This is a genomic window from Lactobacillus rizhaonensis (assembly GCF_036246345.1).
GTDB classification, from domain to species: Bacteria; Bacillota; Bacilli; order Lactobacillales; family Lactobacillaceae; genus Lactobacillus; species Lactobacillus rizhaonensis.
On sequence record NZ_BTTV01000004.1, the window covers coordinates 135,297 to 154,286 of the forward strand.

At 32.9% G+C, this 18,990-nt stretch carries 18 protein-coding genes and 2 pseudogenes; 6 read left to right on the top strand and 14 right to left on the bottom strand.

Annotated elements, in window-relative coordinates:
- Positions 1 to 9: 9 nt before the first annotated feature.
- A complete protein-coding gene (locus AAA915_RS06525; protein ID WP_338200478.1) occupies positions 10 to 663 on the top strand; it encodes a putative bacteriocin export ABC transporter in 654 nt (217 codons plus the stop codon).
- A 255-nt stretch (positions 664 to 918) separates the two neighbouring features.
- Here AAA915_RS06525 and AAA915_RS06530 read toward each other — a convergent pair whose 3' ends face one another.
- Positions 919 to 1,173: a hypothetical protein gene (locus tag AAA915_RS06530; protein WP_338200480.1), complete on the bottom strand. Its 255-nt coding sequence runs from the start codon at positions 1,171 to 1,173 to the stop codon at positions 919 to 921.
- A gap of 194 nt (positions 1,174 to 1,367) precedes the next feature.
- Between AAA915_RS06530 and AAA915_RS06535 the strand changes: the two genes are divergently transcribed.
- Together AAA915_RS06535 and AAA915_RS06540 are read left to right on the top strand one after the other, a co-directional pair.
- Positions 1,368 to 1,667 (top strand): MazG nucleotide pyrophosphohydrolase domain-containing protein, encoded by a 300-nt coding sequence (locus tag AAA915_RS06535; RefSeq protein WP_338200482.1) that lies wholly within the window; start codon positions 1,368 to 1,370, stop codon positions 1,665 to 1,667.
- Between the two features lie 98 nt (positions 1,668 to 1,765).
- Positions 1,766 to 2,113, top strand: coding sequence for a hypothetical protein (locus AAA915_RS06540; RefSeq protein ID WP_338200484.1), 348 nt, complete (start codon positions 1,766 to 1,768; stop codon positions 2,111 to 2,113).
- Positions 2,114 to 2,367: 254 nt separating this feature from the next.
- On the opposite strand, the gene AAA915_RS06545 is transcribed toward AAA915_RS06540, so the two are convergent.
- The 5 genes from AAA915_RS06545 to AAA915_RS06565 form a co-directional block, all read right to left on the bottom strand.
- On the bottom strand, positions 2,368 to 4,284 hold the full coding sequence (locus AAA915_RS06545; protein ID WP_338200486.1) for an FtsX-like permease family protein: 1,917 nt from the start codon (positions 4,282 to 4,284) through the stop codon (positions 2,368 to 2,370).
- Positions 4,285 to 4,301: 17 nt separating this feature from the next.
- Positions 4,302 to 5,039, bottom strand: a complete 738-nt coding sequence (locus AAA915_RS06550; RefSeq protein ID WP_338200488.1) for an ABC transporter ATP-binding protein — start codon at positions 5,037 to 5,039, stop codon at positions 4,302 to 4,304.
- Between the two features lie 308 nt (positions 5,040 to 5,347).
- A complete protein-coding gene (locus AAA915_RS06555; protein WP_338200490.1) occupies positions 5,348 to 6,457 on the bottom strand; it encodes an SLAP domain-containing protein in 1,110 nt (369 codons plus the stop codon).
- Positions 6,458 to 6,616: 159 nt separating this feature from the next.
- Entirely contained in the window at positions 6,617 to 7,726 is a 1,110-nt protein-coding gene (locus AAA915_RS06560) for an SLAP domain-containing protein (RefSeq protein WP_338200492.1), read from the bottom strand.
- 573 nt (positions 7,727 to 8,299) lie between these two features.
- Complete coding sequence (locus AAA915_RS06565) at positions 8,300 to 10,252, bottom strand: BspA family leucine-rich repeat surface protein (RefSeq protein WP_338200494.1); 1,953 nt, start codon at positions 10,250 to 10,252, stop codon at positions 8,300 to 8,302.
- A 309-nt stretch (positions 10,253 to 10,561) separates the two neighbouring features.
- Between AAA915_RS06565 and AAA915_RS06570 the strand changes: the two are divergent.
- Positions 10,562 to 10,690: pseudogene (locus AAA915_RS06570) on the top strand (transposase); the annotation flags it as partial.
- 92 nt (positions 10,691 to 10,782) lie between these two features.
- On the opposite strand, the gene AAA915_RS06575 reads toward AAA915_RS06570, so the two are convergent.
- From AAA915_RS06575 to AAA915_RS06585, 3 genes are read right to left on the bottom strand one after another with little or no spacing between them, the layout of a single operon-like run.
- A complete protein-coding gene (locus AAA915_RS06575) occupies positions 10,783 to 11,511 on the bottom strand; it encodes an ABC-2 family transporter permease (RefSeq protein WP_338200496.1) in 729 nt (242 codons plus the stop codon).
- On the bottom strand, positions 11,504 to 12,232 hold the full coding sequence (locus AAA915_RS06580; RefSeq protein WP_338200498.1) for a lantibiotic immunity ABC transporter MutE/EpiE family permease subunit: 729 nt from the start codon (positions 12,230 to 12,232) through the stop codon (positions 11,504 to 11,506). Before AAA915_RS06580 ends, AAA915_RS06575 begins: the two co-directional genes overlap by 8 nt.
- On the bottom strand, positions 12,225 to 12,929 hold the full coding sequence (locus AAA915_RS06585) for a lantibiotic protection ABC transporter ATP-binding subunit (RefSeq protein WP_338200500.1): 705 nt from the start codon (positions 12,927 to 12,929) through the stop codon (positions 12,225 to 12,227). Before AAA915_RS06585 ends, AAA915_RS06580 begins: the two co-directional genes overlap by 8 nt.
- Before the next feature lie 511 nt (positions 12,930 to 13,440).
- Between AAA915_RS06585 and AAA915_RS06590 the strand changes: the two are divergent.
- Both AAA915_RS06590 and AAA915_RS06595 read left to right on the top strand, forming a co-directional pair.
- Positions 13,441 to 13,641: pseudogene (locus AAA915_RS06590) on the top strand (transposase); the annotation flags it as partial.
- 332 nt (positions 13,642 to 13,973) lie between these two features.
- Positions 13,974 to 15,326, top strand: coding sequence for an FAD-dependent oxidoreductase (locus AAA915_RS06595; protein ID WP_338200502.1), 1,353 nt, complete (start codon positions 13,974 to 13,976; stop codon positions 15,324 to 15,326).
- A gap of 236 nt (positions 15,327 to 15,562) precedes the next feature.
- Here the strand turns inward: AAA915_RS06595 and AAA915_RS06600 are convergent, their stop codons facing one another.
- The 5 genes from AAA915_RS06600 to AAA915_RS06620 all read right to left on the bottom strand — a co-directional run bounded on the left by AAA915_RS06600 (position 15,563) and on the right by AAA915_RS06620 (position 18,986).
- The gene (locus AAA915_RS06600; protein WP_338200504.1) at positions 15,563 to 16,348 is read right to left on the bottom strand and encodes a hypothetical protein; all 786 of its coding nucleotides are present in this window, start codon (positions 16,346 to 16,348) and stop codon (positions 15,563 to 15,565) included.
- Positions 16,349 to 16,358: 10 nt separating this feature from the next.
- Positions 16,359 to 16,883, bottom strand: coding sequence for a hypothetical protein (locus AAA915_RS06605; protein ID WP_338200506.1), 525 nt, complete (start codon positions 16,881 to 16,883; stop codon positions 16,359 to 16,361).
- Positions 16,873 to 17,508: an ATP-binding cassette domain-containing protein gene (locus AAA915_RS06610; protein WP_338200508.1), complete on the bottom strand. Its 636-nt coding sequence runs from the start codon at positions 17,506 to 17,508 to the stop codon at positions 16,873 to 16,875. Before AAA915_RS06610 ends, AAA915_RS06605 begins: the two co-directional genes overlap by 11 nt.
- Positions 17,509 to 17,518: 10 nt before the next feature.
- The gene (locus AAA915_RS06615) at positions 17,519 to 18,223 is read right to left on the bottom strand and encodes a rhodopsin (protein WP_338200510.1); all 705 of its coding nucleotides are present in this window, start codon (positions 18,221 to 18,223) and stop codon (positions 17,519 to 17,521) included.
- Between the two features lie 160 nt (positions 18,224 to 18,383).
- On the bottom strand, positions 18,384 to 18,986 hold the full coding sequence (locus tag AAA915_RS06620; protein WP_338200512.1) for a rhodopsin: 603 nt from the start codon (positions 18,984 to 18,986) through the stop codon (positions 18,384 to 18,386).
- Between the last annotated feature and the right edge of the window lie 4 nt (positions 18,987 to 18,990).

Consider the following 18,990-nt stretch of genomic DNA (forward strand, 5'->3'; position numbering starts at 1 on the left):
AGCGAAAAATTGATTAAAGTAGAACATCTTACTAAAAAGTTTAAAGAAAAAGTTATCTTCGAAGATATTAATTGCACTTTAGAAACAGGTAAAACTTATGCTATTGTGGGCAAAAGTGGTGCTGGTAAAACAACTTTTCTTAATGTTTTAAGCGGACTTGAGCAACCTTCATCCGGAAAAGTTGTTATTACTGATCTAACTGTTAATGGTAAAAATCGCAAAAAACTATATCGCACAACTTTTGGCTTTATTTTTCAAAATTTTGGGTTAATTGACACGGAGACCGTCAAGCAAAACCTAGAATTAGGCTTTGCTAATCAGAAATTAACTAAAGGACAAAAAAGCAAACGAATGCAGTCAGCTTTAAAACAAGTGGGTCTGGAAAAAATGCCGTTTAATCAAAAAGTATATACTCTCAGCGGAGGTGAACAGCAACGGGTAGCGCTAGCCCGCATACTTTTAAAAACTCCCAAAGTGATATTTGCAGATGAACCAACCGGTTCGCTTGATTCAGAAAATAGCCAAGTAGTGCTAAAAACCTTGTTAAATAATTTTGATCCCGCTGCCACAATTATGATAGCAACTCATGATCCGAGTGTTTGGCAAGAATGTGATTACCTAATTAAAATTGCAAATAAAAAGATTAAAATAATTCCCAACTGATAACATCCCTAAAATTAAGACTAAACGCAAAGAACTAACACACGATTTATTCGCAAGTTAGTTCTTTTGATTTTATTGCAAATTCTAATTCAGATTATGACAATAATTTTTTGGGTCAATTGTTTTTAACTTAAAAAACTCCAAGCTAACTGTAGCTTGGAGTCAAAATATTAGCAAAAGGATTTTTAAAAAATCCCTAAGCTATTTCTATAATCAAAATTTTTATCATATATCCATTGTGCTTGCTTTTAATAACTAATCGTTTAGAGCGATTTTTCTGAATATAAAATATATTGTTGCTAGTATACATACCTGAACTACCCCAAGAATAATGCTGACACCGTTTAAAGCATTGAAATTCTTAAATAGCAAGTAAGATACAACTGGGGGTATAACAATAATTGCAATTGCTACCCCAGCAAAAATTTTGTTAAGAGCTTGCAGTTGTTCCCTTCCTGTATATTCCATTCCCGCAAATAACATAAGAAGTAAAATCATAATCCACAACATATTTTCACCTCATAATAACTCTATCGTTTATTTTGCGAATGATAATCACTAAAAATATAAAATAAACCTAACAGAATAAGCAAAACAATTCCAGAGTATTAAGATAGTAAAATTTTAACCTAATTTGATATTTATTACTTCCATTATGCAAATTAAATATAAAATGGAATAAAAACACTATTCAGGAGTCAAAATTGATCATAGATACTAAGAAACTGCAAAAAGCAGTCATGGAAAATAAGAAAAAACACGGCTTCAATACCACAGATATTGAGTTTGAATTATTGCGATTACATGGAGAAGCTAACGAGCTATTTGAAGCCTGGCGCAAAAATGATAAACAAAACATCAATGAAGAATTAGCGGATGTGGGAATATTCTTACTGGGTATTGCGGAAATGCTTGACAGTGATTTGGGAGAAGACATTGTTAATAAAATGAAAATAAACGAAAAAAGAATATACAAAAATGGTGTTAAAAGCAGTCTTCATTAATTATCAGGGTTTAATATATCCAAATATAATATAAATACTATCTTTGATATCAAGTTATATACAAGATTATTTGATAATAGAGAAAGCGTCATAATGTTATGGTTTTAAAAAACTTATCTTATAAAACTAAACATATAATATCTGGTTTTATACAAATTCTGCTAGGCATCTTTTTAACTTTTGGTTTAGGAAAAAGTATTGGTTTCCTATTCTGCTTTTTAATTTTAGCCCTCATGTGCTTTATATCAGCTTTTTTTGGAAAGAATCCCACTACTAGAATTAAAAAAATTTCTGAAAAAGCATATAAAAATTCGAAAAAATTTTCTGCTATTTTAGGTTTGGTATTTTTTTTCTTAGGCTTAGTGGATATGATAACCAGTCCAAAAAGCGGTTCAAATTTTCTTTATTTAGATACTGGCCTGATTTTCTTATTGCTACCCGAGTAAAATGCTTAGAAATAGCTATTTTTGAAAAATACAATCTTGACTTGACTGAATAGTCTTGAAGTATTATTTCTTATAGACCAACAAAAGACATTGAGTTTAATGCTCAATGCCTTTTTCATATACATTTCTTCTCAGTCTTGATACTAGTTTTTTGCATCTTAAATGGATCACAAAGTACGAAGTATGTATAAAATTTGTGGGTCTGCCCTTCTTCAATAAGATTTAATGATCTTATTTTTCAATTTTTATTTTACTTATATTTCCAATAGCACTTTAGTTTTATGGTATGAAAAAATGTAGATTAATCCATAAACTATTAAAAATAATAAACATGTTTCAATAATTGGCTTACCCACAATTTGAAAGCTTCCTATGAGTTCCACAACATCATTTTCCAAAAAACTGTATCTAAAGCCAATAAAAGCTATTAATCCATTTAATAGTCCCATCACTGCAGGAGAAACGAAAAGCAATAAATTACTAGCACTAGCTATTTTTCTCAATTGTTTTCTGCTATAACCAATATTATCTAAAAATCTAAACTCGTCAGTTACTTCTGTAGTTTCCATTAAAGTAGTAAAGTAAAGAATACAACCTATAAAGACAAAAAATAACACAGAAATGAAAGCTTCCATTAAAAATGTTGCACTATTATTGTCAACCGCATCTTTATTCTTTTTATAAGCGCTTAAAAACTTAATGTTCATATGCTTAATATCTTGATAAAGCTGCTTGTTATCTCGTAGATTAGGCCCATTAACCGTATAAACCATTTTAGCTGAATGATGTTTACTTATTTTTTTAAAGTCTTGATTATTCAGCACTATATATGCATAGCCATATCCAGCGTTCATAGGCCACATGTGCATTTCTTTTAAATTAAGCTTGATACTATTAATATTTACCTTTCGCCAAGATTTATTTGGCTTATAAAAGGCATAAATATATTCAGTTCCCTTAGTAAATGTAAGGTTTGGGACTTGCTTATTACCTTGTAATTTAAACAGCTCTTGATAATCCTGTTTATTAATAACTTTGCATTTTTTAGTAGACTGCTTTTTGTTTACCATTATTGGTTTATCAGAAATCAGTTTAATTACCTTTGTTGCTTTAAATTTGCCATCATATTTTCTAGCTATTTGCTTTACCTTGGTTACTTGATTAGGTTCAAGTTTCTGATTAATTTCAATAGCCGAAGGTATAGTTTTCATAAACGAAGCTTTTGGATAAGTTAGAAGCATAAAAGTCGTGCTGGCAAGACCAATAACAGCTGAAATAACTAAGGACAGTACAACCAATAAATTTGATTTAGTTTTTAGCTTAAACAGTGATTCTGGTAAAAAGATATTGCTCGTCGGTCGGTACAACTGACGGTGATTATTAATTTTTCGATTAATAAAATAAACCAAAGTGCTTTTGATAATTAAGAATGTGCCAATTATTACCAATACTAATGAAATCATTGCCATTGGTGCAAAACCAATTTTAACCCATAAAGATTGTTGTTGCTTAACGAGATCTAAAACTAAGACATAAGCTATTAATAACGCAATCATTCCTAAATAAGCTGTCCAGGACTTAGTTTTCACTGCTTTTTCACTAACTTGATTTAAATTAGAAATATTTAAGATAGATAAGTGCTTAATTAAATAGTAATTATCAAAAAAGATAACTAACAACATAAAAATTGAAAGTACTCCTGTAATTATGAATGGTGACAAAGTGAAATGTGTTAAATATGGTATATCAAGCTTTAAAGCTACAATCAAAAGTACTTTTATTAAACTATAAAACAAAATACTAATAAGCATTCCAACAAAGCAGGCAATTCCAATAATAATGGTGTTTTCTGTCATTAAAATCGAAGTAATGTTCTTCTTTGACATACCCAGCATTGAATAAATTCCTAGCTCTTCAGCACGCTGCTTTAAGAAAAAGCGGTTAAAGTAAATAATAAAGAAGATTGTAAATAAGGTAAACAATACCGAAGTAACGTAAGACATAAACTCTACTTTGGCTGAACTCGATAAGGAATCTGCAATTACATGGTCCTTGGCGAAAATTTGCAGCGTGTTGAATAATCCCAGAATTAACGAAAGCGATATAAAATAATTTCGGTATAGGCCAAAACTATTTTTGATATTATTTTTAGCTATTACTTTGTAATTCATAATTAATATCACTCCCCTTAAACTTCTACTTCGGCTAATTTCCTTGCTAGTTCCTGTTGAAAAGTGTTATTGCTGTCTTTTTTAACAATTTGGTCAACAATTTTCCCATCTTTTAGAAAAATAACTTTATTAGCGTAACTGGCCGCTAAACTATCATGAGTAACCATTAAGATAGAAGTATGAAATTTTTGATTTACTTTTGCTAAATACTCCATGATTAATTTTGCTGCTTTTGAATCCAATGCTCCTGTTGGTTCATCAGCTAATAATAGTGCGGGATTTTTAATGATGGCTCTAATAATTGCCACACGCTGTTTTTGACCACCCGACAAAGTAACGGGGTATTTATCAAGTTGATTGCTTAATCTAAAATATTCAGCTAATTTATCAATCTTTTGATCTATTTCTTGGTTATTCTTACCCAGTAATGACATAGGAACGGCAATATTTTGCCTTACCGTTAAGCTTTTTAATAAACGATAGTTTTGAAAAACAAAGCCTAGTTTTGTTTTGCGAAAGTTGGCAGCCTCATCATCAGATAATTTTGAGATTTCATGGCCATCAACATAAATTTTGCCGCCAGAAGCCGTATCTAAAGTTGAAATCATATTGAGTAAAGTGGTCTTACCTGAACCAGACGCACCCATAATTGCCACAAATTCGCCAAAGTTAATTCCAAAACTAATACCTGCTATTGCCTGATATTGTTTTTCATAAATTTTAGTAACATTACTTACCTGCAAAATTTCAGCCATAGCTAATCCTCACTTTCTGTTTCTTTGTACTATTCATCTAGTACACTAGTTCTAACAAAAAGCGCTGTCAATAAGTACAATGAAAAAGATGACTAAATTTTAAATTAACTTAAGATATAAAATAAATATTTTACAAAAACTTTACTTTGATTCAGTGAAAATTTAAATAAAAAGGTTCAAAAATGATTTGATAAAAGTATTGAGATAATTTTGAAATATATTTTTATAATAAATACAAAAATGCACCCAATAGCTGATTTTTACTATTAGGTGCATTTAAATTATTTATTCAGTTTTTTCAAAACGTTTTACTTGGCCGTCTTTGGCTTAGCATTTTGCTGTACTTCTTCTGCAGTATTGATCGGACTTAGTCTTACACCCGCAATAAATCTAACATCACTCGCTTTGACATAGCTATCACCAAAATCTACTTGACCACCACCTGTTCCATCTGGCTTATCAGTGGCATAAAATCTATGACCCTTCATATGGTAAAACAGCTCTGCTTTATTTTCGGCTGGCACCCAAATGTAAAGCAATTTATCTACTTTTATGTCACCGCCTTGTTTCCTAATTCTTTGCCCATTAATATCTTTTTTGGTGCCATCGGCATTATAGACATCTGTATCTTGATAAAACCTAATATAAGAATAATGCTCAAGGTCATAATAATGATGTGGAAGTTCTTTTTGAACTTTAACGTCCAGGCAATAGAGCCAATTATTCGTCCCTTTAATACGATAAATAGTAGGATTAGGAATAGCCGAATGGCCAATCTCCTCCGCATAGTTATCTTCTTCAGCTCGGTCGACTACAAAGGTAGTACCTTTTTTAGCCTTTTTAGTAGTTTTGATCCCATTTTTGATCTCATAAATTGGGGCACCGCCATCTCTTGTTACTGTTGCGATCGTTTCTTCGGTGTTTGAAGCGGTTATTTTACCCAAGTTGCTGGCTCTCACATATTGCTTTGCGGGACCACTAATGCGGTAGTAGCGCAAACCGTTCTTAAACTTCACAGTACCGCCATAAGTTGTAATGGAAGTTCCTTTTCTAATTAAACGGTAGTCAGCCCTGCGTGAACTGGTAGCGTAAACATAGGAATTACGCTTAACTTCACGTTTAACGCCATCGATATTATTAGCTTTGATATATTGCTTTTTCCCGCTAATTTTATAGTATGGGGCGTAGGGCTTAAAATCTAAGATTAACGGCTTTTTATCAACTTCAACCCGGCGAAAAGCTGGATACTTAGCATCTACCTTTTGTCCGTTCTCATCATATGCTTGTGACGTGTACATAACCGTTCTTATGGTGCTGGGAATCTTTGCCTGAACAGTATGGACTTGCTGATTAAATGTCAAAACGGCAGTTAGTCCTAAAAAACCAGCTGCTAAATAATGAACAAGTTTTTTATTCATGTATTTTAACCTCTCTTCTTTAAAAATTACTATCTTAAATTTTGACCTTCTAATTTCTATAACAAAACGAGAAACCATATAATTTCATTTTGTACTTTTATTAACGATTATTGAAGGTACAAAATAATGCACCTAACAGCTTATTTTTACTATAATGATTTATTTGGCCGTCTTTTGCTTAGCATTTTGTTGTGCTTCTTCTGCTGTATTAATTGGGCTTAATTTGACACCGGCAATAAATCTAACATCACTTTGTTTAACATAGCCATCACCAACATCAATTGAATCTGGTCCTCCACCACCTGGAAGGTCAGTGGCATAAAACTTATGACCTTTTAAATGGTAAAACAGTTCTGCTTTATTTTCGGCTGGTACCCAAATATAAAGCAATTTATCTACCTTTAAATTACCGCCTTGTTTCCTAATTCTTTGTCCTTTGTGATCTTGCTTGGTGCCATCGGCATTATAGACATCTGTATCTTGATAAAATCTAATATAAGAATAGTGCTCATAATCATAGTAATGAGAAGGCAAATCTTTCTTAACTTTAACGTCTAGGCAATAGAGCCAATTATTCGTTCCTTTAATACGATAAATAACTGCATTTGGTATAGCCAATTGGCTAATTTCTTCAGCGTATCCTTGTTCTTCAGCACGATCGACTACGAAGGTAGTGCCTTTTTTAGCCTTTTTAGTAGTTTTGACCCCATTTTTGATCTCATAAATTGGGGCACCGCCATCTCTTGTTACTGTTGCGATCGTTTCTTCGGTGTTTGAAGCAGTGATTTTGCCCAAGTTGCTGGCTCTCACATATTGCTTTGCAGGACCACCAATACGGTAGTAGCGCAAACCATTCTTAAATTTAACGGTACCACCATAAGTTGTAACGGAAGTTCCTTTTCTAATTAAACGATAATCAGCCCTGCGTGAACTGGTAGCGTAAACATAAGAATTATGCTTAACTGCACGTTTAACACCGTCAATGTTATTAGCTTTGATAAATTGTTTTTTACCGCTAATTCTATAATATGGTGCGTATGGCTCAAAATCTAAGATAACAGGTTTTTTATCAACTTCAATCCGGCGAAAAGCTGGATACTTAGCATCTACCCTTTGTCCATTCTCATCATATGCTTGTGACGTATACATAACGGTTCTTATGGTGCTGGGAATCTTTGCTTGAACAGTATGGGCTTGCTGATTAAATGTGCAAATAGCAGCCAGTCCTAAAAAACCAGCCGCTAAATAACGAACAAGTTTTTTATTCATATTTTTAACCTCTCTTCTTTAAAAATTATTATCTTTTGCCATTGCTTTTATTTTGGGAACAAAAGCGCAAAACGAGACAATAGTAAAAAAAACTAATATAATAACTATTACTAATCATGTACCCCTTTTTATAATTATGGAAGATAAAAAATGATGAATTTAATTAAGGAAATATCTTAATATATAGGAAGATACTTAATTTTAAACTTACCCCGTTAAATTTATACGCATAATAAAAAACAGGGAAGGGTTTACTTTATGACGAAGACGCCAAGAGAAATTATCAAGATTTTAAAAGAGAAAGGTTTAAATTTTTCAGCTGTACTAACCTAAAGCCTTAAAAGCAGAATTAAATTTATAACTAGAAAAAATAAGTCCTGGAAGTTAAGCAACTTTCGGGACCTTTTTACAATTTTCGGGACTAATTGCTAAATAGCATAATACAAAATAATGCACCTAATAGCTTATTCTTACTATTAGGTGCATTTAAATTGTGAATTCTTTCTTGACCGTTTTTGCTCAGTAGTTATAAACATATTTATGCTGTACTACTGAACTGCTTAACCAAAAATTCTAAAAGTTAGCTTTCTTCACGTATTGGTTCAGTCCGATGATGTAGTAATAACGACCTTTCCGCTTTACTGCACCACCATATGTTCTAACTTTGCATCCACGCTTTAGACTGGCATGTCTTATTTTCTTTGCTTTTTGATTATAAATGAGTGCATTATGCTTTAACTTACGCTTTTGGCCTGTAATATTAGTGGCCTTCACAAACGTATTATTATCTAAAAGATAATACTTTTGACCATTTATGGTTTCGGCATCATAGGTTGTAATCATCTGGCCTGATATAAGTTCGCCTGTTACTCGCTTACCGTTAATATCATAGAGATACGAATTATGCATTACCATTCTTTCAGTCCCTTTAAGGTAAGTATAAGTTACAGTCTGAGGCTCGTAGCTGAAGAAGCCTGTCGCATTATAAGGTCTTGCCTTTAATAAATAACCAGCAAATTTCAGTTCTTGGGTAATGTAGCCATCACCAACATTACCATTCAAGATTCTATCAGGTGCTAGTTTAAGGCCATTTTTATCTTCATAATGGACTCTGACCTCAGCTCCTGCAATCGGCTCTATAACACCAGATGAATGACTTGGTGGTGTTGGCGTCGGTGTTGGCGTTGGAGTTGGTGGCGTTGGAGTCGGCGGAGTCGGCGGTGTTGGTGGCTTAGGCTCATCAAAGTGTGTGCCCTCACGAACATAAGTATCGGCATCTTTAGCTGGATCATAATTTGCCATTAACTCTGTTGAGCTCCACCTATTCTTGCCCTTAGGCTCATTAAGTGTACCACCAGCAACATTACGCCAAGTGCCATCAGTATTTAATCCAGTACCATTGACAATATTATCTTTACCTAGCTTTAACAAGTTTAGACTCTGCAAATCAATTAGCATTTCGGAAATATATGTAATTTTACTCATATCAAAACCGCTAATGTCAAGTTTCTTCAAGTCATAATCAAACTTAAACATCTCGCTCATATTAAAAACATTCGCAGTTTTAAAGTTGCTGAGATCAAGCTCTGTAATATGCTTGCAGCCCATAAACATTCTATTCATTGCAGTTACTTTATCAGTATTAAATTTGCTAACATCAATTTTTGTTAAGCTTTGGCAGGCCCCAAACATACTTGACATAGTTGTAACGTTAGCAGTTGAAAAGCCGCTAACATCTAAGTCAGTTAGGGAAACGCAATTGTTAAACATCAAGCTCATATCAGTAACATTATCAGTTTTGAAATCTTCACCAAACTTAATGCTTTTTAGTAAATAGCAATTCGAGAACATGGTACTGGTATCGGTCACCTTACTAGTTTTAAAGTTGCTTAAATCAATTGCACTTAGTCTCCAACATTCTTCAAACATGCCAGCTAATAATGAAACATTTTCGGTATTAAAGGTACTAACATCAATATTTTTAAGATTTTCGCAACCATAAAACATGCTTGTCATTCTGGTAACATTGGCAGTATTAAAGTTTTTTAGATTAACATCGCTTAGATTAATACATGTTGAAAACATGCTTGTCATATCAGTAACTTTACTAGTATCAAGCTTGTCCAAGCCGTCTATATTAGTTATATTACTAAAGCCTTTAAATAGATACCTGACTGACCCGCTAAGTGACAAGGAACCCTGAATAACAATATGGTTAACATTTACAGGATCAAGCCCTACATTATATAAAGCATTTGCCAGCGGTTTCGGGTCATTAACAGCTGTGGAGCTACCAGGAATTGTTAATGTTTTACTGGTCGAATCATAGCTAAGTGACACATCACTATCGCCCCATGGAACTGTCCGAATATCTCTTGTTGCAATTTTCGTTTCTTTTGCTGAATTTGTAGGAGGTGAAGCCGACGCAAATGTTGTTTGCGGTTTAATAATACTTAAACCTACCACAGTCATAGCAATAGTAGCTAAGTACGTTGTAAGTTTAATGCTAAAATGGTGTTTATTCATTATTTGCCTCCTTTAAGCAATATACTTCTACTTAACCCAAGTGTAGCATAAATAACATTAAAATAAAAATGTTTTTTAGATATATATAAATATATATATATATATATATATAAATTATTATTACTTTTTTATATACAACTGATATTATATAGCATTAAATTAATTATACAGATATATACCAATAACATAAAAGGAGTTTAAATAATGAATTTTCGTCTCGAACTTTTACTATAAAGTGACATGCTTTTTCTAATGACTACTAAAGAAATTCATGCACCACTTATGCGGTAATTAAAGAGATAGTATCGGAGTAATTCCAACGGATACTTAGAAGGCTTCAATCGCAAAATCAAATAAGGTGAGCGCACTACATTTGGCTACACCAATTTAAACAATCTGCTAGTTAGAATCAGATTGTCAGAAAATAAGGTAAAATAAAAAGAATCAAGCAGCTAATAAAATACTTGATTCTTTTTATATATACCAACTATATCAACGACAATGAACAATTATTTATTTAATTGACAGTTTTAATTTTGCCAGTTGTCGAACACTTTTATAATTAAGCAAGTTAAAACCACAGTTAAAATTAACGGAATAACCATTTCCCAAGCCGTCAGGATTTGTACTTGACTGCTAATAGTAGATTCCCAAAATGTTATTAATCTTATTTGCCACGCCCAAGGAACCACAGGCCAGATAAAATCAAAAAGACTGGTGATGCTTAAGCCTGAGATTACGACACCAAAGAAGCCCAGAATCATAGCACCACCAACATTAAACTTTAAGGCTATCCATTGGGCTAATTCATATTGAATAAGACCGAAAAGTGCAAAAATAAAACTGGTTAGTAAAATTTTAATAAAGGATATATTTATCTGAAAGGCAAACCTTAAAATAAAGAAATAAATCAAACTCATTCCGATAATTTCAAGGAAATATAATAGCCAATAATATAATAGTTGCAGTTCGATAGTTAGGCCCTTTTTGCCGGGATTAGCCAACCAATTTTTACAATGACCAGCTTTTTCCTCACGATCGAAAACTAACCCGATGACAATACTAATAACCAGCGGAGAAATAAGCGCCAGCAATTCGTAAAAAGTTATTATCATAACGGATGAGTTTACAATGTTTTTTCTTGTACCATAATAAAGTCCCATTAATAATGGATAAACAATTAAAGTTAACAAATGTAAATATAATAAAAAACTCCGCTTAAGTTTAACGTTTTCTGACCGAAAAATATTTTTAAGCATTTTTGATTACCTGCTTCTTAAATGATCTGGCAGCCAGATAGCTGAACAAAACGAAAAGCAGAATAGCTGCTGCTAAAATCCAATAATTATTTGAACCTGCCACATTATGACTTAGAGGTAATCCGTTAATATTCATTTTTATCAAGGGTACTGGGAAAAGTTCAGACCAAGTAAATGGCCAAATTTTGCCAAGGAAATAACTATTTACTTCTATGCCGCTAAAAATTCCGGCAAAGGCCAATACAATAGTTACATACATATTAGTAAGGCGACTAAGCCAAAGATATAAAGGAATTTGCCAAAGATTGACTAACCAAATACCGAAAATTGCCAAAAAACATGAAATTAACGAGACACTAATTTCAGAAATGAAATAAAGCAAGCTTACAAAAAGGGCTAAGAATAAAGAAGAAACTAATGTTAAAAGTGCAACGTGTAGAATTCTACCTAATTCATAATCAAATAAATTGTAAGGTGAGCTCAAAATCAACTTATAGTTCGTACTTTTTTTCTCATGTCGATCAATTAGACCAACAATCAAAGCAAGAAATAAGGGTAACCAAATAGTACTCCACTGATTAATGACACTTTGAATAGCGTAACCAGTAGTGGCAAAAAGCACTGTCACTACAATTATTACTAAAAGAGGATAAAGCCACAATAACTGTCTGACTAAAGTTCTTTTTGTTTTTATCACTTCAATAGATAATGAGTTAAGCATTCGTTACACCAGCATTCATTAAAGTATCATTAAATAATTGTTCCAGATTTTCTGTATGATCTATAGTTTTTTCAAGTAAAAGCTGGCCTTTGCCGATAATGCCAATCTTATCGGCCAAACGCTCAACTTCAGAAAGCATATGACTAGAAATGATAATAGTAATGCATTCTTTCTTAAAATTAGAAATCAAATTCCGCAATTGCTGAATTCCCAGTGGATCAAGTCCATTTGTCGGTTCATCCAAAATTAACAACTTGGGTTGGCCAACAAGAGCTAAGCCAATTCCAAGGCGCTCTTTCATTCCCAGAGAAAAATTTTTGGTCAGTTTTTTACCCGTATCACTAATGCCTACTTTTTCCAGAATAGCTGGTATTTCGCTTTCTTCGACCCCTCTTAAACGACAAACTACCTGGAGATTTTCAGCAGCCGTTAAATTACCATAAAGAGGTGCGTTTTCAATCAAAGAACCAATAGCAGATAAATCCGCTCTAGACCAATCGTGACCAGCAAACGTAATGGCACCACTTGTAGCTGGTATGATTCCCGTTAAAATCTTCATTAAGGTAGTCTTACCTGCGCCATTGGGGCCTAGTAAACAATAGACCTGATTTCCCGGGACATGTAAGCTTATTTGATTGAGTACAACTTGATCTTTAAACTTTTTTGTTAGTTTATTTGTTACTATTAAATCAGACATGTTTTCCTCTTTTATAATAATTTTTGTTGTTAAAATATACTCAAATAGTTTTAAAAGCAAACCTAAGTACAAGCAATTTAACAATATCAAACTTTATTCACCTAACATAATGAAAATGATTATATTATATATCAAAAACTGCGTCAATATAATTTGTAATAAGTAGCTATCCAAAAAGCAATTTGCTCTAAACAAAAAGCTTGATAATCCGGCTCCATAATTTATCCTGTTAATTTATTGCACAAAAAGAAAGACATATTCTCTTGCATTAAAATACCAACCTCAGTATTTATAACAAGTTTGAATTATGTCCCTTTTTGCTGATTATATTAAGTTTGCTCTTGATATTAAAGATTGTTTCATTAGCTTGGCTAACAACTATAAGCACAGAGTCTTATGTCGCAGACACGATAAACGTTAGCTGGCTCAATCCGACCTGATAGCAAAATACCACTGTACTTTCCAGCCTTCTATGCTTAAAGCGTAATTAACAGGTTAACACCGGAGTAATTCCAACGGATACTTAGAAAACTTCTATCGCAAAATTAAATAAATTGAGCGCACTGCATTTGGCTACGCCAATTTCCACAATCTGCTAACTAAAATCAAATTGTCAGAAAATAAGGTAAAACGAACAGTATTTGACCAAGAACTGTTTTTGCCTTTTCTTTTGGATTTCAAAGCAATAGCAAAAGTTGCAATTTCATTTTGATCTCGCATGCTTAAATGAATGCTTTCCTTTTTCAAATGATACTCTATTTGTACTACTATTTGAGTATCACTTCTTCTTCTTAGGTTCTTTTTAAATAATTTACTTGGCCGTATTTTACTCAGAAATTATCTGCAAATTTGATATTTAGTGAAATTTGTAAAATCAATTTATACGGTGATATTAATTTTTCGTTGTTTTATAAGTTTTAATATATAAACTAATTAGCTATACTAGTGCATCTTTGTATAACTAACGCATTTCTTGTGTTACGATAGAATACAACGAAAGTGCTACAAGCGCTTTCAGATATTGATAAAAAGGGGATTTTCTCAATGAATCAAAAAATAGTCATCATTGGTGCTTCTCATCCAGGTCATGAAGCAGCCATCGAATTATTAGACAGATATCAAGATCTTGATGTCACTATTTATGAAGCAAGTGACTTTGTTTCATTTATGTCTTGCGGAATGAAGCTCTTTTTAGAAGAAAAAACTACCGGTCAGGACAATGTACGTAACTTTTCACCTTCTGATTTAGAAAAATTAGGTGGTAAAATTCGCAATAATTCGCAAGCAGTTGCCTTAAATCCGGCGAATAAGCAAGTTACAATTAAAAATACCCAAACTGGTCAGACTGAAGAAGTTAATTATGACAAATTAATCTTGTCTCCAGGAGTTGATCCACTCCAATTACCTGTTCCAGGGGCAGATTTAGACTATGTTTATTTAATGCGGGGCTATAGTTGGGCTAAAAAGATCAATGAAGCTCTTCATAATGATGAAATCAAAAATATCGTTGTTGTAGGTGCTGGTAACGGAATTGCTGCCGTTGAAGCAGGTGTTTTAGCTGGTAAACACATGACCTTGGTTGATGCCAGCAACCATATTTTGGCTAATTATTTTTCAAAAGACTTTACCGATGTTTTTGAACAAGAAATGCATGACAAGGGTGTCGATTTAAAGCTTAATACAAAAGTTACTGGCTTTACCAATGATCACCTAGTCCAAACTAATCATGGTGATATTAAAGCTGATTTAGTCATCGTCGCTGCAGGCATTGTCGCTAATACAGACTGGCTTAAAGATACTATTAATTTAAACCAACGTGGTTATATTGAAACAGACGAATATTTGAGGACTAATCAAAAAGACGTTTATGCTTTGGGTGACGCTATTTGGCCACTATCAATCCCGGCTAATAAAAGAATGCCGATTCCATCGGCAGTTGCTGCTCGCCATGAAGCAAATTATTTAGTACAACATTTGTTTGAGAAAAAACCAAGCCGGCCATTCCCAGGTTTAGTTGGTGGCCAATTATTAGAGTTCGGTGATGTACATGCAGTAGTTAGTGGTCTTCCACAAAAATCTGCCGAATTTGCTGGTATCAACGCTGCAACCAGCATCTATATTGATCATTTGCGTCCAGACTTTATTCCTACAGAAGATAATCCACTAGGATATGTCTCCTTAACTTATAATAAGGATACTCACCAGATTCTTGGGGGTGCAGTTATGTCTAAATATGACATCACTGCTCAAGGAAATGTTTTAAGTTTAGCAATTGGTCATAAATTAACGTTAGAAGATTTAGCTGAGCAAGACTTTTTCTTCTCACCAAGTTTTGATCGGCAATGGAATATCTTGAACTTAGTCGCACAACATGCGCTAGGTTTACATAAGTTTTAATTAACTTTGGGTTGCTAGGCTTTGTAAGATACTCTATTGTAGAGACATGCTTTTCTTTCTAAAATCTTTTGTACAGTACATGTATGCCAAAGATCAAAAATGATATAAAAATATCTCCAGAAGCAAGATTGAAGATACAGTTAAATATCAGTAGTAAGCATTAAATGGAATCAAAGCATAATAAAAAGGATTAACTCTTCAACGTTTAGAGTCAATCCTTTTTTTACTTGCTACTTTTACAGCTCCATCAAACGCTTTTTATCTAAATAAAACATAATCATGCAATAAAGTAATAATATTGCAGTCATAAACACCACCACATAGATGTTAGCAGTTCCAGGGAGTTCACGTAAGAAATCAGCCGGTGAATAACTTATAAAATATGGCAAATGAATAGTTGCATTCATTAATAATAAAACTATTTGCAAAACTAAACCTGTACACATGGCAGCAAACTTATTTTTAATCCACAAAGAAGTAACCATTGCGAATACAGAGAACAATCCTCCCCAAAGAGAAGAAAATATAATTGACAAAATAGCGTGGACAAATGGATGGGAATAATAAAGGGAGACAAACAGCATAGTAAAATTTCTAGCACCAATATTAATATTAAGTAAATTATCGGGCTTAACATTAGGCAATATCATAAACCAAGATAAGAAGTTAAACAGTAAAGGAACAGCGATCACAATAAAACCTGTCATAAATGCAATTTCTAGGTATCCTAACAAGATTTGTTTAATGGACTTCTCCATCTTTAATTTATAAAAATAGCCGTTGGTAAAATCTTCTTTTAATAATGTACTGGCAGGTAAACTTGCTATTAAAGGTAACAAGATAAAAAATATAGTAGGTACAAAAGTAAATCCATCTATTGACATCCACATAGTATAAGGTGAGTTTGTCGCAAGAATATTTTTAGACACAGAAACAGCACATTGTACAACGCTAATACTTAACCCTATTGCCAATGCCAAAAATAACCATAATTTATTCAAACGTGACCACAAAAATTTCATTTTATTCTCCCTATTCTAGCAGAAGCGAATATTTGACATAGTGCTTCTTAGTTGGTACCAAGAAACTGAAACGTAATTTTTGATTGCGCATGTCATATGAATAACGCGGAATGGTAAAAAATATTGTAAAAGGCTGCTTGCCGTGCGCTAATGCTTTATCAGGATTAATACTGTGGTGACTTTTGTCATACAATTTTATTGAGGGATTGCTTGTACCATAAGGATTATTTAGATACATATTTTCTCTAAAATTAGGATTGTTCTTTTTCTCGCCATAGAATGACTGACCAGTTTGACGTATATTAAATTTGACTTTGGCTTGTACAGCGTCCTTACTTTTCTTAACTGCAGCTTTATGAACAATAAAGTCAACGTGATAGGCTTTTACCAATTCACTTTTGTGAAAAAGCTGTTCTTTAGTCACACCATACTGCTGAGGATGGGCGTTTACCTGGTTGTAGCGATAAAAGCCCACGCAGCCAACTACAATTATTATTACCACGAAGAAGCTCCATAATAATTTTTTATTTTTCATGATTAATTGTTCCTTCTTGTACATATAGCTTTTGCGTGGCGACTTTGTTCACAAATTCATGATCATGCGAAGCAATAATAAAGGTTGAACCTTTATGGTTATAGCCGTCAATCAATCTGATTAATTTACCAATACTTTCATGATCCAGCGCATTGGTGGGTTCATCCAGAACAATTAACGGATAGGCTCCAAGAAAAGCCTGTGCAATTCCTAATTTCTGCTTCATCCCCAGTGAAAATTTCTTAACTTTTTGTTTAGGGAACCTGGTTAAATCAAAGTACGCCAATAAATCATTAATCTGCTTTTCTTGAATATCTGGATTTAATTTCGCTAATAGTTCTAAATTTTTATGAGCAGTAAATTCTTCTATTAAACTGGGATTTTCAATTAAAATTCCCGCTTTAATAGGATAAGGATCTTGGACCTTCATCTTCTTACCATTAACTATGACTTCCCCACTGGTATTTATTAGGCCTAAAATCGTCTTTAAGATTAACGTTTTACCGGAACCGTTTATTCCTTCTAAAACAGTAATACTGCCTTCCGGAATATCTGCACTGACATCATGCAATAGTGGCCGTCTTTTCACTACTTTTCCTACTTCATTTAATTCAATAAAACTCATTTTTTGCTCCTTACTCTACACTAAAGAAATGATCAATAATCCCATAAACAATTACCATAATCAAAGTTGCCAGCAATAATAATAAAAAACCGGGGAAATTAAATCTCATGATTATCAAGCAATTCAAAGGATTTAATTGCCATTTTAAAAGAGATGTCATTATCAAAAGTGAAGCTGGAATAATCAGACCCAAGGCTGAATTAAACTTTCCAATTGTACCTTGCAAAAGAAGCGTCAGATATATTCCTAAAAAATTGTTGATGAAAAGTAGTGGGATCGCCTGCCAGTCAGCTAAATTAAAAAAAGACAAAGAGGGCAATTTAAATAAAGCCGTAACAAGCAACATAACTAAAAGTGTAACAAACACATAGACAAAAGCTATTACTCCCATTAATAACATAGTGACAACAGTAAAATTTTTCGGTGGAATTTGTAATCCTCTTAGGTGCATAATGGTAGTTTGCCAAAGCAGCTTAAAGCTATTTAGCACAATAAGCAGCGGTATTAAGAAATAGACCAGCCACAAAATAAAATTAAAAGATGTATCTTGACTGGTATCGGCAAAGAAGAGATTAAATATAGAAGTATGTGGACTGTTAATTAGCTGCGCACTGAGAAAAATAATTGAAAAGCAAATCAAACTTAGCCAGCAAATAAAACGGAAGCGGATTATTTGCCATAAATATAGTAATTGATTCCAAAATAGACGTTTCATAAAAACCTTCTTTTTAAGAGTGAGGATAGCCGCATAATAAGTACAATTTAATTCGACTTTTATAGATAGACAGTTTTTATTTCTTATTTTTTAATTATCGTTTAATTCTATACATTAATAGTATCATTTTAGTATTGTTAAAAATAGTAGAATTAAACTTTTAATAATCCAGCTCACTATAACGATTAGTAATTAAATAGACGATTATCATTAATAGCGTTGTAACTAGTAACAACAGAATATTGTTCTTATTGACCCGCAGCAACATTAAACTATTGAGCGGATTATATTTCCAAGTGGTATAAATGGTGATAATACACAGGCTAAAAGGAATAATTATACCCAATGGAGCATTGAACTGGCAGATAGTGGTTTGAATTGTCAACAACAGAAATATTCCTAAAAAATTGGTAATAAACAATACTAATAAAGCCGGTAATCCGTGAAATTGTAATAGCTTAAAATTTCTCAGCCAAGAAAAATCAGTCACTAAAGTCATGATTCCCTCTGTTAGTACCACATAAATGATGGTGATCAACCCCATTAACCCAACATTAACTGTGGCAAAACTTAATGGTGAGTATCTGAGCCCTCGCAATTGCATTCCCCTTACTTGCCACAATTGTTTAAAACTGCTTAAGACTATTAATAGCGGAACTACAAAATAAACAAACCAAAAAACAGGCAAAATAACTTGGCCTGATTTAACAGCGTTAAAGTCAACACCAATGAAAAAAAGAGGAACTATAGCGGAATTAGGCATTAGT